Origin of the sequence: Desulfamplus magnetovallimortis (assembly GCF_900170035.1) — a bacterium.
Taxonomy (GTDB): Bacteria; Desulfobacterota; Desulfobacteria; order Desulfobacterales; family Desulfobacteraceae; genus Desulfamplus; species Desulfamplus magnetovallimortis.
Window position 1 is genome coordinate 56,281 of the sequence record NZ_LT828547.1, and the last position, 16,160, is coordinate 72,440.

The window sequence follows — 16,160 nt, forward strand, 5'->3', positions numbered from 1 at the left end:
TTATGAAACCGGTCGAAAGGTCGCTGAGGGTTTCAAAGAAAATATGAAAATTGTATTTGATGAAGTCTTACCCGCTTGGAATTACAGGGTTATTCCAAGTGGGCAAGTTATTTAAACCCTGTTCCTTAGCATCCTTCATATCATCTAAAAGAAAGCTATGTTTTGCCATTAATGCTTCGGAACGGTTTCCTGTTTACTCTTCTGTTCTCACAAGTTCAGCGCCTCTGAGGATTTCCGGTCTTGGCTTAATACCCAGAGCTTTCATGACTGTGGCATTGATAATTCTTTTACCTTTGTAATTCTGAGTTATGGGAAGCAAGGAAAGGGGTGTTCCTTTGATTGCCTTTAAAAGCATTCGAGCTGAAGTTTCGCCCTGTTCCTGCCCGGTTCTGACAACTGTACACAATGCTCCATAATTGACGGTATAGCTTTCAGCACCAATCACAGGCTTGTTACCAAAAATATCCAACGCAATTTTGACTCCCTCCTTTTCTGAAACCGGTTTGCCGGATTCATCCAACACCCCTGCCAAAGCTGCCACGAGCAAAGCATCGCTGGTCTCCCGAAGTTCACAGGTCATTGAGACAATTTCTGCCACAGTCCTGGGCATCATGAACCCTGACAGGGTTACAGGATAGCTCCCTGCTTCCCTTTGAATCTGGCTGAAATGTGCCTGTCCTGTTGGGCTATCCTTGATAATGAAGCCAACGTTTTTGATTGAAGGTACAAGCTGCTGGGCAAAGGCAAAGGACTCTCCGAAATGTGGACGTTCCAGAATTCCGGAAACGTTGACAGCAGGGTATCCGTACTTTTCAGGCTCAGCATTAACACCGCAGAACATCACAGGTGTTGCCACTTTATCTTTAAGATAAGGCACCACAAACATGGACTGTGCATTGTCATCCACTGCAATAACGCCATCAGCCTGCAATTTTAGATAGACAGAATATGCCTCTTCTGCTTTTTTGGCACCTCCTGCCAGATCGCTTTTGGTATTCATGTAGAAATAGCGGATCTCACCTGACTGAGACAACACTGCATCAATTCCTTCCCTGACCTCACCGCACCAGGGGAACTCCTCCTCATAGCTCATAACCACCAGCACCTTGAACGGGGCGGCATGGAGTGTATGGGAAGATATCATACAAAACCAAAACACCCATACAGCATAAATGCACCATTTTTTCCTGAAAAACATTTATTTGCCTCCTTTGACCTGAATTGCTGCTGAACTTTATTGTTGCTGAACATCCAATATTGACGGCGGACTTCAATAATGAGTGATGAATTTCAATAATAGGTGATGAACTTCAATAATGGGTGATGGACTTCAATAATGGGTGATGGACTTAACAATGTGATGGTGAACTTGAAAACAGGTGTTAATCATGCACAGAGTTTATTGTTACTGACAAGAGAGTGGGTAGTTTGTTTCGGGAGTAATTATCAAGGATACCATACAGATAATATAACGGACAAGGAAAGAATTCTTATGGATAAAAAACAGGAAGCCTTCATGTTTGAGTTTACACTTAATGAAAAGGAGTAGATGCAGTTGTGACTAAAATTTCATGACAAAATTTAATGCTCACACCCAACACTGAAAATAACGGCCATGGCGACATTACTGCCACAATCGAAGAGATGAAAGTCGTTTTAAAACAGGCTGTTATAGAGACTTTTATATAAATTAAAAGTATTTGCACGGCAAAGAGATTCAATGGGAAGAGGTTGAACAAAAAAGTTTCGGGGCATCTGGCGGCATATTCCAGATGCCCCGAAAGGCAGTAAGATGGTTGGTCAATTTTACTACGGAGGTAAGTAAATATATTGGTTTTCATTATTCACTTGACTGATTGGAATTGCATATTTAATGCCAGACACCCACAGCAATAAAATTTATTTATTTTACCATGAAAACACGGCATCTTTCATTTGCCAGGTTACACTTTCCTGAACACAATACCCGTTTTTCTGGTAGTCTGTTCCGGAAAGTATAAAGTACTTTCTGCATGATAGGGGATGGCCAAAATTCGGCTATAAAACACATAATAACGTTACCATAACGCTATGGTTTCACTTAAGATCATTCAATCAATGTCAAAAAAAAGAGAGGCATGTAAAATGCACTACAAAAACAACAGATCATAATGACAATGATGGCAATCGCTCTTTGAGCGCTTTAAAAAATCCAAACACGATGAATTACAGCAAAGGATTAACAAACATGAACACAACAACATTTTCCAACATTGCAATTGTTTCATGCGGAACCATGAGCCTTGAAATCAACGCACTCAAATCAGAAGGTTTTCTTGATACTGAACATTTGTATTTTACACCACCGGGACTTCATCAGGATATTGTACAGCTTGAAAAGCACCTTGTGCAACAGATTGACAAGGCAAAAAAAACAACAGAAAAGGTTATCGTAGTCTATGGTGGAAAATTCTGTTATGTCAATGCAGATAATCCCACCCGTATGATGAAGGATATTATAAATGAGCAGGGTAGTAATGTGGCAAGAGTGGATGCAACACACTGCATGGGTATGCTTGCAAGTGATGAAGAGATGCACAATATTGCACAGGAGCTTGCAGGAGGAGAGCCTGTGTGGTGGATGACTCCTGGATGGGTAAAGTTCAGGCATCAGGTTTTTAAAGGGTGGGACAAGGGGCTTGCCAACGAGAATTTCCCCCGCCACACAGGTGGGGCAATTGTTCTTGATGGCGTTGGCTACATGGATCAATATATGGAAGAAGATCCCGAAGGATTTCTGGAATATTGCGACTGGATGGGAATACCCATGCAAGCATACAATATTAGCTTAGAAAGGTTCAAAGGACTACTAATAGAACAATTGAAAAAAATAAAAAAACAGTAGTGCTTCTTCAAGTTTAAATTGTCGGGTGATTTGTGAGAGAATTTAAAGGTTAACGTTTTTTCTACACGACAATCAAACCTTGCAAAAACATTAATGTTATTTCAGGGTTTGATTCTATTTTTTTGTAATCCACGGATGTGGCTCACATGGTTGTTACAACAGTTCATTCAAAATATCCAAAGATAGTATTTTCTCCTGTTCTGCCACTTCTCTGATCGTCTGCCCTGAGTTCCAGGCTTTGTAAGCAATTTCAGCAGCCCTGTCATAACCAATGTGGGGAATAAGCCCTGTAACAAGGGCAAGACTCTGCTCAATGAAAGAACGGCACTTCTCTTCATTGGCTGTTATTCCGGATATACATTTTTCTGCAAATACTTCTGATGCAGAAGCAAGCAGATCAATTGACTGCAACAGATTGTGAGCAATAAGGGGCAGCATGACATTAAGTTCAAAATTACCGCCCTGACCACCCAACGTCACCGCAGTATCATTGGCAATAACCTGTGCAGCCACCTGCAGAACCACTTCCGGAATAACTGGATTGACTTTGCCTGGCATTATGGATGAGCCTGGCTGAAGCGAGGGGATGGAGATTTCCCCAAGCCCACATCTTGGACCTGAAGAAAGCCAGCGGATATCATTGGCTATTTTGACAAGGCTTACTGCCACGCATTTGAGCATGGAACTTGCTTCTACAGCAGCATCCTGAGCGGCCTGTGCTTCAAAGTGATTTTCTGCTTCCCGAAAATATAAATTTGTATGTTGAGAAATAAGTTCAATCACCGAAACTGCAAATTCGGGATGTGCATTGAGGCCGCTTCCCACAGCAGTTCCTCCAAGTGCAAGTTCAGACAGATTACTTTCAACACCTTTCAACCGCTTTACACCAAGATGGATCTGACGGGCATAACCTGAAAATTCATCTCCAAGGGTCATTGGTACAGCATCCTGCAGATGTGTTCTGCCGATCTTTTTGATATTCCTGAATTGATGGGATTTTTTAGTCAGTTCCTGTTCAAGTTTTCCAAGTGCAGGAATCAGCTTTTCCTCCATGGCAATGAGTGCAGATATATGAATAGCAGTTGGTATAACGTCGTTGCTTGACTGACCTGCATTAACGTGATCGTTTGGATGCACAGGAGATTTTCCACCTTTCCGGCCGGTGAGAATTTCGTTGGCCCGGGAAGAGAGTACCTCGTTCATATTCATGTTGGTGGATGTACCAGAACCTGTCTGAAAAATATCCACCAAAAACTGATCATCATATTTTCCTGACATAACCTCGTCTGAAGCAGTAACAATTGCCCTGCTAATCTCCGGTGAAATTTTGTCAAGTTTCAGATTAACCACTGCTGCGCAGCGTTTCACAAGTGCCAGAGCATTTATAAAAACCGTAGGAAATCTAATACCGCTTATGGGAAAATTTTCCACAGCTCTACATGTTTGGGCACCATAGTATGCCCCAGACGGTACCTTAACCTCTCCCATGCTGTCCTTTTCAATCCTGAATTCCATTGGTTACCCTCCCTAAACTATTGGGTAGTGTCATAAAAGTGTTGATATTTTTTTGTGAAAGCCCTGCTGAATAAAGGTTTGTGAAGAGCTCATCAACATATTTGGGACACCACCAACTATTGTTCTTTCAAGGTTTGATTATAGGGTAAACGGTCATAGCCGGCATTCAGCCACCCCCGAATATGGAAATTTGTATCTATTTCCACGTTAAAAACACACCTATTCTTTCCATTGCCTGAAAAATCACCCAACAGTTTAAACCTGAAGAAGCACTATTATAGAGTTTTAAATCTTGCCAATGATTTTTCCTGTACATCTTGTCTCATATCCTGCAAGCATTGAAAGCTCTTCACGAAATGCCCTACTCTGCATGATATCAAGAAGAATCTTTACAGTTTGATGTTCAAGGAATGCCTCAGGGATGACCAGATCCGAGCGCACCTCCATTACAGGCACAAAATCAAGCCCGAATGACAAAGCGACAGCCCTCATCCCCAGAGCTGCATCTGCTGTCCTGAAAAGAACCCTTTGCGCTCCTTCAGAATGGCTGGCAACAAGATCCTCGTATCCCCTGACAGCCTTACCGGAAATTCCCTCACCCAACAGACAATCATCAAGAAGAACACGCAAGGCAGCTCCAGATTCTCGATTCACGATACTTATATTCCTATCTGCAAGGTCACAGATACCCCTTATTTTCAAAGGATTTCCAGGAGCTACCATAAGCCCCTCTTCAAATTGTGCAAACCCCACAAGCCGTGCTTTTGTTCCTCCAAGCATTTTCCTGGAAATATCAATGTTGGACTCTCCGGAAGATGTCTCGTGAAGGTGAACTCCTGCAATGTGCGTATATCCCTTTGAAAGCTTTTCCAGCGCCCGACAGGTTGATGCAAAGTGCCAGTTTATCTGTGCATCCCCTCTGGCCATTGATACATGGGCATTTAAAAGGGAAAATGCAGGATCGCAGCCCATAAGCACTATTCTTTTTTCAAGCCATGCCTCGTCATGCAGAAGTTTAACCCCTTTGCCACAGGAAGACAACAGGGCATCTGCCGGTTTTATGCCATGGCTGACAGGAATGTCATTTTCAAGGGGATAGGCAATAAGTTGTTCTTTTACCTTTGCAAGCAATACTCTTGTCCCACTTGCTGTTCTTTGATTATCAACAAATATGGCAGGCCTGTAGTGTTCCGACAATTTTTCTTTAAAAAGCTCTTCAACACTGCATCCAAGCACTCTGGCCATCTTAAGGGCAACACCTGTATTTGGCAGATATTTTCCGCTTTCAATATCATATATTGCCTGGCGTTTCAGACCGACCTCTTCTGCAAGCTCTGCCTGTGTTAATCCCTTTTCTGTACGCACCTGTTTAAGCAGACATATTATAGTGTCATCTTTCATGATATTCACATTTTTTATAATATTTACATTACATTCACATTATTATTACTGACATAACAATTTTATGTCGTTTTCAAAATACATATTGACGTTTATACCATGATTGTTGTAGTAGTTCTAACAAAAAAAGGAGAAATCAAAATGACGCATCATAATAACACTTTAAACAAAATTTATGCTCTGATGTTTTACATGGCACTTGTCCTGTTGACTTTTATATTGCCCTCTGCATATGCAGATGATGGACAGAGTAATAAAGTAAGGATTTTTTCAGCAGGTTCTACCATAAACGCTGTTACTGATATCTGCAATCTGTTCATTGAAAAAAAAATGGGAGAGATAACACCTTCCTTTGCGGCATCTTCAACCCTTGCCAAACAGATTGATCAGGGAGCGCCTGCTGACATATATCTTTCAGCCAATCCCAAATGGATGGATTTTCTGGAAAAAAATAATATGCTTGAACCAGGAACACGTTTTGATCTTCTGGGCAACCGTATTGTGCTGATAGCCCCCCTGAACAGTACCATGACGATTACCATTGATAAAGGCTTTGACCTTGCAGGGGTGCTGGGGGATGAGAAACTTGCAATGGGCGATCCTGACCATGTACCTGCCGGAATTTACGGGAAACAGGCTCTGGAATCCCTGGGGGTGTGGGATAGTGTGACTTTAAAAGTTGCCCGTTCAAAAGATGTGCGTGCAGCTCTTGCACTTGTGGAACGTGCAGAAGCTCCTCTTGGGATTGTCTATTCAACTGATGCAGCCATTTCCAAAAAAGTCAAGGTGGTAGGGGTTTTCCCTGAAGAGTCTCATCCGCCAATCATTTACCCTGTTGCTCTGGTGGCTGGCAATGCAACACCTTCTGCAAGGTCATTCATGGAATTTCTCAAAGGAGAAGATGCAAAGGCAATCTTTGAAAAATATGGGTTCAATGTCAGATAAAAAAGGTTTTCTGATTCTCTTGCCAAAATTGTACGAAAATTAGAAACAAAAATCTAAATATATACTGTTCCAGATAATTAAATTGGCAAGCAGCAATCCCTTGTGGTTGCCCTTCAGAATTGTGAATGCCAAAATATTTTTCTGGAAATCTATAGTATGGATGAGATTTACTTGGATTTAAAATGGATTTTTCAGGATTAACTCCGCTTGAACTTGAGGCACTGCGACTAAGCCTGTGGATATCATGCTGGGCAGTGGCAGGTAGCCTTGGACCTGGGATTCTTGTGGCCTGGATACTTGCCAGAAAAAATTTCCCTGGCAAGACCATTGTTGACGGCCTTGTTCATCTGCCCCTTGTACTGCCCCCCGTGGTTACAGGGTACATGCTTTTGCTCATTATGGGCAGGCGCGGCATGGTTGGAAGCTGGCTTTACGAACTAACAGGATTCACCTTTGCATTTAACTGGAAAGGTGCGGCACTTGCTTCTGCTGTCATGGCATTTCCTTTGCTTGTACGGGCTGTCCGCCTTTCCATTGAAGGGGTTGACCAAGGTCTTGAACAGGCTGCGCGCACTCTCGGTGCAGGGCCGGTTGATCTTTTTTTTACAGTAACTCTTCCTCTTGTCTTTCCAGGTATTTTAACAGGTGTCATACTTGCCTTTGCAAGAAGCCTCAGTGAATTTGGAGCAACAATAACCTTTGTTTCTAACATTCCTGGGGAAACAAGAACCCTTCCCATTGCCCTCTACTCCCTGACCCAGATGCCCGGAGGAGAAGCAGGAGCCATGCGCCTGTGCATTATCTCTGTGGTGGTTGCCCTTATTGCCATTACATCGTCGGAGATTCTGGCAAAACGTATGGAGAGAAAAATAAAAGGAGAAAGATGAAGGGGAGACAAATAAAGGAAGCGGCAGATGAAATCGAAGGCAGATGCAACAGCCCGAAGATGCGGCAGGCCGAAGATGCAGCAGGCCGCAAATGAAAAGAGAGGCAGATGCAAATGACAACCATCAGAGCTGAAAAAAAATGCGTGCCTGGATACGATCATGAAAATCTTCTGGATATTAAACTTGAAAAAGTTCAGGGAAATTTCAGTGTTGAAACAGCTTTTATATCGGGAGGTGCTGGAGTCACGGCTCTTTTTGGCCATTCAGGAGCTGGGAAAACCTCAATCATCAATATGATTGCCGGTCTCAGCCATCCTGATTCCGGCCACATCGTAGTCAATAACCATTGTGTTTTTGACGCTGAAAAGGGAATCAACATCCCTCCGGAAAAACGACGTTTTGGCTATGTCTTTCAGGACGGACGTCTTTTCCCCCATATGTCGGTTCATGCAAATCTCCTCTACGGCATGAAGCGGGTAAAGCCATGTTATCGCTATATTAAATTTGACCAGGTTGTGGAACTACTGGGAATAAACCATCTTCTGCAACGCCACCCGGCAACCCTGTCAGGCGGAGAAAAACAGAGGGTAGCCATTGGCAGATCCCTTTTAACAAGCCCTGTTTTAATGCTTATGGACGAACCCCTGGCCTCTCTGGATGCTGCGCGAAAAAATGAAGTGTTGCCCTTTATTTCCAGATTGGCCGGGGAATTTTCTGTCCCCATTCTTTATGTGACCCATTCCATTGACGAAATCCTTAACCTTGCTGATACAGTTGTTTTTCTATCGGAAGGAAAATCCCTGGCAGTAGGTGGTGTGGAAGAGGTCACTTCCCGAAAGGACTTTCAAAGTCTTGCCTGCTGTAGTTTTCTGACGGAGTAATGATCTTCCAAGGTTTATGTGTCTACAAGCTGTTATGGAATTAAACGGGCGTGATTGATTATATACTCAAAGTCGACACCTATGATCTTGTAAGCCTTGTCAACACTGTCTGAATCAGGATTCCCAAGATTAACAAGATAAGGCAGGATTATCTATCCTGAGCATCCTTTTCATCCTGGTTATCCTGATTCAGACAAATTCAATAACTGCTCAAAAAGCAATAAGGTGTCGATTTTGAGTTAGTAAGTTACTTAATAATCAGTCTAATGAAATATTTAGATTTGCAAGCCAGCTATGAGCAATCCTCACCTCCGCACCATTGGGATATGTCTTTTCCCTCCTTAACTCTTTTGTCACCTGCACCATCTTTACATGTTTAAAAAATTTACCAAATATGTCAAAATTTGAACTAAGATTTTCATCCTTCCATTTTACCTCCACCATCAACTTTGGTATGCCATTAGCAGTGACGCAAAAGTCCACCTCCTTTCTATCCTTATTTCTAAGATGGTACAGCTTTCCTGTTTCTCCAAAACAATCTTCCCTGAAATGAATCTCTTTCTGCAATGCACAGGCAACTGTATTTTCAAGTTTTATTCCGGCATCTCCTGTCACCTGCCCTGTATCATAAAAATAGAATTTGGGGGCTTTTGGGATGGCTCTTGCAATATTTTTATGGAAAGGCGAAACATTGAAAATCACATACATATTTTCAACTCGTGAGTTGTAAGTTCTGTTTTGTGATTTGAAACCAAAACAGAAATAATGTATAATGAGCATATTAATCCAACTTTTCCTGAAACACAATAAAAGGAGGTTAATATGCTTAGCTATCTGTATGAGGCATTAGAAGGTTTTCGTAAAGAATTTACCAGAGAGCGTACCTGGCTTTTGTTTGTAATGGTCATATTGGGCTTCATTGCCAGCAACGAAATGTCGGGAGTAACTTCTTTTTGTCGATTCTGGTTGCTGAATGATAGTGGGTATAACTCCTTTATTAATTTTTTTCGCTCTACTGCCTGGGACTTAGCATCTCTAATGAAACATTGGTTTGTTTTTGTAATGTCTCAGAAATGTACACTCATCTCTCAAGGATACATAGTAACCTTTGGTGACCATACATACGTACCACGAGAAGGACGCCGTATGCCTGGCTAAGCCTTCTGTGCCGGAAAAACTTGGAGATCTCTCTGTTAATGTGGATCTGCACACGCTCAAGGCCAGTGATGCCCCATCGGAGTGGGCCATGCTGATGAGTCAGATAAGGAAGGGTATTGAAGAGGGGTTGTGTGGCGTTATGATTCATCATCAGCGGATGAATGATAACGCCTTTGCATTTCTTGAGCTCTTTTTCCAGATGATCCTGAAGTACCGTTTTGAGATTTGTTCCATGTCTATGCTTTTAAATTCAACAGGATCAGATGACAGAGCTTTTACTTTGAAGGGCGGTTGATATATCTTTTCTGTTTTGAAAGTATCCGTTTTCTTACCCTTATGCTCATGGGAGTAACTTCAACCAGCTCATCGGCATTTACAAAATTGAGAGCTCTTTCAAGTGTAAGGGGTTTTATGGGGGAGCAGATGGTGCTTTCATCCTTTCCGGAAGCTCTCATGTTGGTAAGTTTTTTCTCCTTGCAGGGATTGACATCAAGATCATTGTCCTTGCTGTGTTCCCCTATGATCATTCCTTCATATACAGGGGTTCCTGGTGTGATCATAAGTCGCCCCCTTGGCTCCAGGTTGTAAAGGGCATATGGAACAGCTTTTCCTTTTCTGTCACTTATAAGAGAGCCTGTGCGCCTTGTGGGAAAATCTCCCCTGTATGGTTCATATCCTGCAAAAATCGAGTTCATGATTCCGGTTCCCTTGGTGTCTGTCAAAAATTCATCACGATAGCCTATAAGGGATCTTGAAGGGATTGAGAAGATCATGTTAACCCGTCCGCGTTTGTTGACAAGGTTGATAAGTCTTCCTTTTTTCATGGAAAGCTTCTCTGTGACAACCCCTGTAAAGGCTTCATCGCAGTCAACATAGAGTTTTTCAATGGGCTCTGTTCGCTCTCCGTTCTCTCCTTGTCTGTATATAACTTCCGGTCGTCCCACGCAAAGCTCAAAACCTTCACGGCGCATGGTTTCAACAAGAATCGCCATCTGAAACTCCCCCCGTCCCTGGACAACAAAGGAGTCACGTTCTGCTGTATCCTTAACCGAAATTGCAACATTTGCAAGGGTCTCTTTTTCTAAACGTTCCCTTATTCTGCTTGATTGAACATACTTGCCTTCCAAGCCGGAAAAGGGAGAGTCAGATATGGTAAAGAGCATTGAGACAGTTGGCTCGTCAACTGTTATGCGTGGCAGTGCCTTGGGAAAATCCCTGGTGCATATTGTGTCACCGATCATGAAGGTGTCGGTTCCTGAAACCACTGCAATGTCTCCTGCTTCCACAAGTGTTGCCTGGCAAAGGGATGGGCCTTCATAGGTCTGAAGGCTTGATACTTTTATTCTGGAAGGTTTTCCATCTTTTCCTATTAGTACCAGCTCATCCCGTGAACTTACCTTGCCGTTTGCAATTTTTCCTATTGCAAGGCGGCCGGTGTAGTCCGAATGGCCAAGGTCAGATACAAGCATCTGAAATGGTTCATCAGGATAGAATGATGGAGGTGGAATTTTTGTAAGGATTGTCTTGAACAAAGGCGCAAGATCGCTTGACTCATCTTCTGGTTCATGTTTGGCAATACCATCCCTGCCTATGGCGTAGAGAACAGGAAAATCAATCTGCTCATCTGTTGCATCAAGGTCTATGAAAAGGTCATATATCTCATCTAAAACCTCTTCTGTTCTGGCATCAGATCGATCTATCTTGTTTATTACAACAATTATCCTCAATCCTGCCTGGAGAGCTTTTTTAAGAACAAATCTTGTCTGGGGAAGAGGGCCTTCAGATGCATCCACAAGGAGGATGGCACCATCAACCATGGAAAGAGCACGTTCAACTTCGGCTCCAAAGTCGGCATGACCAGGTGTATCAAGGATATTTATCTTGATTCCGTTAAGAACCACAGAGCAGTTTTTGGCAGAAATGGTAATTCCTCTCTCCCGCTCAAGGTCCATTGAGTCCATGACCCTGTCATCCATCTCCTTGCCCTGCCTGAATACGCCGCTCTGTTTGAACATGGCATCCACAAGTGTTGTTTTGCCATGGTCAACATGGGCAATGATTGCAATATTTCTGATTTTGCTGTTTTCAGCTTTCTGTTTCATTTTTTTGCTTATAGATCCTTAAAAAGTTATATTGTGTGTCTCAATAATTACAAAAAAGTCAATAAGGTGTCGATTTTGAGAATAATAAGTTTTAATTGTAATATTATGCGAGGAGTACTTCATCGTTTTCAAACTCTTTTTTCCTTATTTCGCCAAACATCTCTATCAGGCGTTTTACTGTAAGTTTTGCTTTCTCCTCTTCTCTGATATCAATTATTATTTCACCTCCATCCATCATGACAAGTCTGTTTCCAAACTCAATGGCATGGGTCATGTTATGGGTTACCATAAGTGTGGTAAGGTGCTTTTCCTGTATGAATTTTCTTGTAAGTTCCATGACAATTGCGGCGTTTCGCGGGTCAAGGGCTGCTGTATGTTCATCTAAAAGTAAAATATCCGGATTTGACAACACTGTCATAAGAAGGGTCAGAGCCTGCCTCTGACCTCCTGAAAGGGAGCTTACATTCTCCTGCATCCTTTTTTCAAGCTCCATGTCAAGCTGTCTAATCTCCTCTTTAAATAGATTTTTCATTTTGCGGTTCAGGCTAATGAGAGGCCACTTAAACCCTTTTTTAAAGGTGATCATCATGTTATCTTCAATGGTCATGTTTGAGGCTGTGCCTGCAAGGGGGTCCTGAAAAATACGCCCGATTCTGGAGGCTCTTTTATATTCCGGTTGTTTTGTGACATCCTCTCCACCCAGCAGAATTTTTCCGGATGATGGCATTATATTTCCTGAAATCAGGTTGAAAAGAGTGCTTTTTCCAGCACCGTTGCTTCCAATAACGGTTATGAAATCTCCCTTTTTTACATCAAGGCAGATATCCTTGATCACCTGTTTTTCCGATGGGGTTTCTGGGTTAAAAGTTTTATTTATGTTTTTAAGCTGGATCATCACAATATTTTTATCGGGCACAACAAAGATATGCCCTAATTCCCCTTTGATTTGATTTTTTTAAGGTTGGCAGCGGCAAGGGAGGCAATAATTAGAATGCCTGCAATGAGTTTAAGGTCATTGGGGGTCATATTGATGTAGTATCCATAATATCTGCCAAGGAACATTATGGCTTTAAAAAGAATAGCCCCAAGTACCACCCGAAGGGTAAGAATGGAAATTTTATTGGACTTGAGCATGAATTCCCCCAACATTACAGATGCAAGGCCAGATACCACAATGCCTTGCCCAAGGTTGACATCTGCAAAACCCTGGTATTGAGCCGCAAAAGCTCCTGAAAGTGCAACAAGACCGTTGGAGATGCCAACTCCGATGAGCTTAAGGGTTGCAGGGTTTATTCCCTGTACACGTACCATCTGTTCATTGTTTCCAAGGGCACCAAAAACAAGACCCATGTCTGTAATAAAGAATATGTCTAAGGCTTTTTTTATTAAAAGCACAACAATTACAAAAAAAATAAGGGATGCATATTCAGGGGCAAGAATAGCTTTTGTAAGTTCATGCATTTGTGTAAGCAGAGTATCCACCCTTATAAGTGGAAGATTTGCCCTGTTTGAAAGTATTCGTATATTTACCGAGTAGAGCATGGTCATAGTCAGAATACCGGCAAGAAGATGGGGAACTTTGAGCTTGTTGTGAATTGCGGCAGTGACACATCCTGCTGCCACTCCTCCAGAAAATGAGAGAAAGAGTGCAAAAAAAGGAGAGACGCCCTTGTGAAGCAGAGCTGCCATTATGACAGCTCCCATGGGAAATGAGCCATCCACTGTAAGATCAGGGAAATCAAGCACCCTGAATGTAAAAAATACTCCAAGTGCCATTATGGCATATATCAAGCCTTCAACAAATATACCTTCTATCATTTATTTTTTTACCTTACATGGAAAATGCCCATGCATTTTGAAGCATGTTCCATGTATTTTTGTGGTTTGTTATGGGAGGAGCTTGAAGAAAAAACGCTACTTTGTGGTGAGTTTTCCATTTTCAATGACTTTATTGGCAACAGCCGTGATATCATCAGGAAAGGAGAGGCCAAGTTTTGAAGCAACATCAAGGTTTATAAGAATATCAACATCTGATGGATCTGTCATATAAACGGTTGGAATATCTTCAGGTTTTGCCCCTTTTAGAATGTCAGCAGCAATAACTCCTGTCCGTTTTCCCATCTTGTAGTAATCAAAGCCCCAGGCTGCAAGAACATCATTATCAACAGCCGAGCTTGGATCTGCTGACATTACAGGTATTTTGTGCTTCATGGCAACCGTTGTCACAGCGCTAAGTGCTGAAAATATGGTGTTGTCATTACTCAGGTATATTCCGTCAACCCTTGGTGCAATTGTCTGTACAGCCTGTTTCACTTCAGATGAGTTGGTAACGGTTGTTTCAACAAAATCAATGCCAAGCTCTTTGCAAACATTGCGGGCAATTTCGGCAAGGGTTACGGCATTTGCTTCGTTGCTGCAATAGACATGACCAAGAGTTTTGATGGGTTTTATGCGGTTTAAAAGCTCAATCTGCTCTTTTACAGGTGTCATGTCTGATGTGCCGGTGACGTTTTTTTCTCCTTTTTTCACATCAGCAACAAGGCCTGCCCCCTGGGGATCTGTTACAGCACAAAAAATAACAGGAGAATCCTTGATGACACTTACAAGTGCCTGGGCAGTTGGTGTTGCAATACCCACTGCAATGTCAACATTTTCTGATTTGAACTTTTGGGCAATGGATGCAGCGGTTGATAATTCTCCATTGGCATTCTGAAGATCAAACTTTGCATCAGGAAAACTTTCCCTTACTCCATCTTGAACTCCCTGTTCCAGTGCATCCAGGGCAGGATGTGCAACAATTTTTGATATGCCTATGAATTTGCCTGAGTTGTCTGCCAGGGCAATATTTGCAAATGTTACAGTTAGAAGGCAGGTGAATGTGATAAAAAGTGCATTCATTAATAGATCAGTTCTGTTTTTTTGATTGGTTTTGTTTGTTGTCATAAAATTTTCCTTTACCGTGAAAATGACTATCATTTTTATATTTGGGGGTGATTGATACGTAATCAATCATGCCCGTTTAATGATTTGGTAGATCAATCAGAAGATTGATCATTTTATAATACAGCCGCCATAAATACCTGATCCTGTAATCGTTGGGTATATTGATTCAGGTAGTATTGACAAGGCTTACAAAATCATATGTGTCAACCTTGAGTATATAAAAAACTAATATTTATATATAAATGTGGATTGAAAATCAATATGTTGTAGGAATTTTTCAGAAGAAAGAGAAGATCTTTATGTTATTTTGTCTTGCCTGATATATTGAAGAGGAGGTAGCCATTCTTGAAATCAGGGCCGCCAATGGTAATAGTGCTGTTATTTCTGAGCTGGATCTCTGTGGTAAAAACCTGTTTGTCATTTTTTAGTATTCTGATTGAAAAGCGGATCCTGTTATTTTCCACTCCCTTTGGAATCAACTCAAGTGATCGATCTCCTGGCAGGGAGACTCTTCCTGTGGAGCCTTCAGCCATAGCAAGGGTTCTGGAGCTGATAAGGCGGTATGATGTGTACTTGAAGACAGATTGTAACTCATGCCCCAGATCTTTTAACCCCGGATCCATGAATGGAGTATCTGAAGTTGCATGTATGACCCTTACAGTGCTTGTTATGGCAGCAGCTTCGGCCTCATGGGAGATTACAGACAAAAGTATTATGAACACCATTGAAAAGAGTGCGGAGAGTATCTTTTTATGACGATTTGCAGATTGTCTGAAAGTGGCTGTTTGTTTAAAATAAATTGCCATATTTATACTTCCTGGTACCAGATTATTGTGTGATGGGTATCTTCAGTTTCAAGGATGATAACCGATGAAATATCACCATTGACAGATGTCACGATTGCGCTGGGGCTGCTTTGTGCCATCACAGACTGCATTGGAGCATTGACATCAGTTATGTCTCTTAAAGCTGTTATGCTGAGGATGATTATTGCAGCAAGTGATGCTATCTGCAAGTAAATTTTTGGCAGGCTGAATATGGAGCTTGATGCAAAATCTTTAATGCTGTGAAGTTTTGATCTTATTTTATTTTGGATTCCGTTTAAATCAGCGCCTTTTTTTGCATAAAGATCATGGGTTGCCATAATCCTGTTTTGAAGTATCTTTACATCTTGATCCTTAAAGGATGACGCAATGCCGGAGTTCAGGGCCTTTTCAAATGAAAGGTAGTGATCCACGACTTGCCGGCATACAGGGCAGTTGTCAAGGTGATTTTTAACCTCTTCTGACTCCTCTGGGGAAATTTCACCGTCTATAAAACTGCTTATAGTCATGGTGTCGTAGCAACTTTCTTGATTGCAAAGTGTTCCGGAATCTGTACACAGCAAACTTTCGTTGCTATCTTTTTTTATCCGGTTGGTCTCCTTCATAATTTTGAATCCTTT

At 41.9% G+C, this 16,160-nt stretch carries 15 protein-coding genes; 5 read left to right on the forward strand and 10 right to left on the reverse strand.

Annotated elements, in window-relative coordinates; all coding sequences use genetic code 11:
• Positions 1-193 precede the first annotated feature (193 nt).
• On the reverse strand, positions 194-1,144 hold the full coding sequence (locus MTBBW1_RS14305) for an ABC transporter substrate-binding protein (RefSeq protein WP_186441320.1): 951 nt from the start codon (positions 1,142-1,144) through the stop codon (positions 194-196).
• A gap of 1,083 nt (positions 1,145-2,227) precedes the next feature.
• Here MTBBW1_RS14305 and MTBBW1_RS14315 point away from each other — a divergent pair.
• Positions 2,228-2,884 (forward strand): DUF1638 domain-containing protein, encoded by a 657-nt coding sequence (locus MTBBW1_RS14315; protein ID WP_080804455.1) that lies wholly within the window; start codon positions 2,228-2,230, stop codon positions 2,882-2,884.
• Positions 2,885-3,037: 153 nt separating this feature from the next.
• Here the strand turns inward: MTBBW1_RS14315 and MTBBW1_RS14320 are convergent, their stop codons facing one another.
• A complete protein-coding gene (locus MTBBW1_RS14320; protein ID WP_080804456.1) occupies positions 3,038-4,399 on the reverse strand; it encodes a class II fumarate hydratase in 1,362 nt (453 codons plus the stop codon).
• 285 nt (positions 4,400-4,684) lie between these two features.
• Positions 4,685-5,800, reverse strand: coding sequence for a substrate-binding domain-containing protein (locus MTBBW1_RS14325; protein ID WP_080804457.1), 1,116 nt, complete (start codon positions 5,798-5,800; stop codon positions 4,685-4,687).
• Between the two features lie 141 nt (positions 5,801-5,941).
• Between MTBBW1_RS14325 and modA the strand changes: the two genes are divergently transcribed.
• The 3 genes from modA (at position 5,942) to modC (ending at position 8,513) form a co-directional block, all read left to right on the forward strand.
• The gene (modA, locus tag MTBBW1_RS14330; protein WP_080804458.1) at positions 5,942-6,745 is read left to right on the forward strand and encodes a molybdate ABC transporter substrate-binding protein; all 804 of its coding nucleotides are present in this window, start codon (positions 5,942-5,944) and stop codon (positions 6,743-6,745) included.
• 182 nt (positions 6,746-6,927) lie between these two features.
• Complete coding sequence (modB, locus tag MTBBW1_RS14335; protein WP_080804459.1) at positions 6,928-7,632, forward strand: molybdate ABC transporter permease subunit; 705 nt, start codon at positions 6,928-6,930, stop codon at positions 7,630-7,632.
• A gap of 113 nt (positions 7,633-7,745) precedes the next feature.
• A complete protein-coding gene (gene modC / locus MTBBW1_RS14340) occupies positions 7,746-8,513 on the forward strand; it encodes a molybdenum ABC transporter ATP-binding protein (protein WP_080804588.1) in 768 nt (255 codons plus the stop codon).
• A gap of 258 nt (positions 8,514-8,771) precedes the next feature.
• On the opposite strand, the gene MTBBW1_RS14345 is transcribed toward modC, so the two are convergent.
• Positions 8,772-9,293 (reverse strand): DUF4143 domain-containing protein, encoded by a 522-nt coding sequence (locus tag MTBBW1_RS14345; protein ID WP_080804460.1) that lies wholly within the window; start codon positions 9,291-9,293, stop codon positions 8,772-8,774.
• Between the two features lie 331 nt (positions 9,294-9,624).
• Between MTBBW1_RS14345 and MTBBW1_RS14355 the strand changes: the two genes are divergently transcribed.
• Positions 9,625-9,966, forward strand: a complete 342-nt coding sequence (locus tag MTBBW1_RS14355) for a polysaccharide deacetylase family protein (RefSeq protein WP_139786777.1) — start codon at positions 9,625-9,627, stop codon at positions 9,964-9,966.
• On the opposite strand, the gene typA is transcribed toward MTBBW1_RS14355, so the two are convergent.
• From typA to MTBBW1_RS14385, 6 genes are all read right to left on the reverse strand, one after another.
• On the reverse strand, positions 9,947-11,773 hold the full coding sequence (typA, locus tag MTBBW1_RS14360) for a translational GTPase TypA (RefSeq protein WP_080804463.1): 1,827 nt from the start codon (positions 11,771-11,773) through the stop codon (positions 9,947-9,949). The genes MTBBW1_RS14355 and typA overlap by 20 nt on opposite strands.
• Positions 11,774-11,876: 103 nt before the next feature.
• Positions 11,877-12,689: an ABC transporter ATP-binding protein gene (locus MTBBW1_RS14365; RefSeq protein ID WP_245809391.1), complete on the reverse strand. Its 813-nt coding sequence runs from the start codon at positions 12,687-12,689 to the stop codon at positions 11,877-11,879.
• A gap of 14 nt (positions 12,690-12,703) precedes the next feature.
• Positions 12,704-13,591 carry an ABC transporter permease gene (locus MTBBW1_RS14370; RefSeq protein WP_080804464.1) on the reverse strand — a complete coding sequence of 296 codons (888 nt, stop codon included), beginning with the start codon at positions 13,589-13,591 and terminating at the stop codon, positions 12,704-12,706.
• Positions 13,592-13,687: 96 nt separating this feature from the next.
• On the reverse strand, positions 13,688-14,716 hold the full coding sequence (locus MTBBW1_RS14375; protein ID WP_245809392.1) for an ABC transporter substrate-binding protein: 1,029 nt from the start codon (positions 14,714-14,716) through the stop codon (positions 13,688-13,690).
• Positions 14,717-15,018: 302 nt separating this feature from the next.
• Complete coding sequence (locus MTBBW1_RS14380; RefSeq protein WP_080804465.1) at positions 15,019-15,522, reverse strand: hypothetical protein; 504 nt, start codon at positions 15,520-15,522, stop codon at positions 15,019-15,021.
• Between the two features lie 2 nt (positions 15,523-15,524).
• A complete protein-coding gene (locus MTBBW1_RS14385; protein WP_080804466.1) occupies positions 15,525-16,145 on the reverse strand; it encodes an anti-sigma factor family protein in 621 nt (206 codons plus the stop codon).
• Between the last annotated feature and the right edge of the window lie 15 nt (positions 16,146-16,160).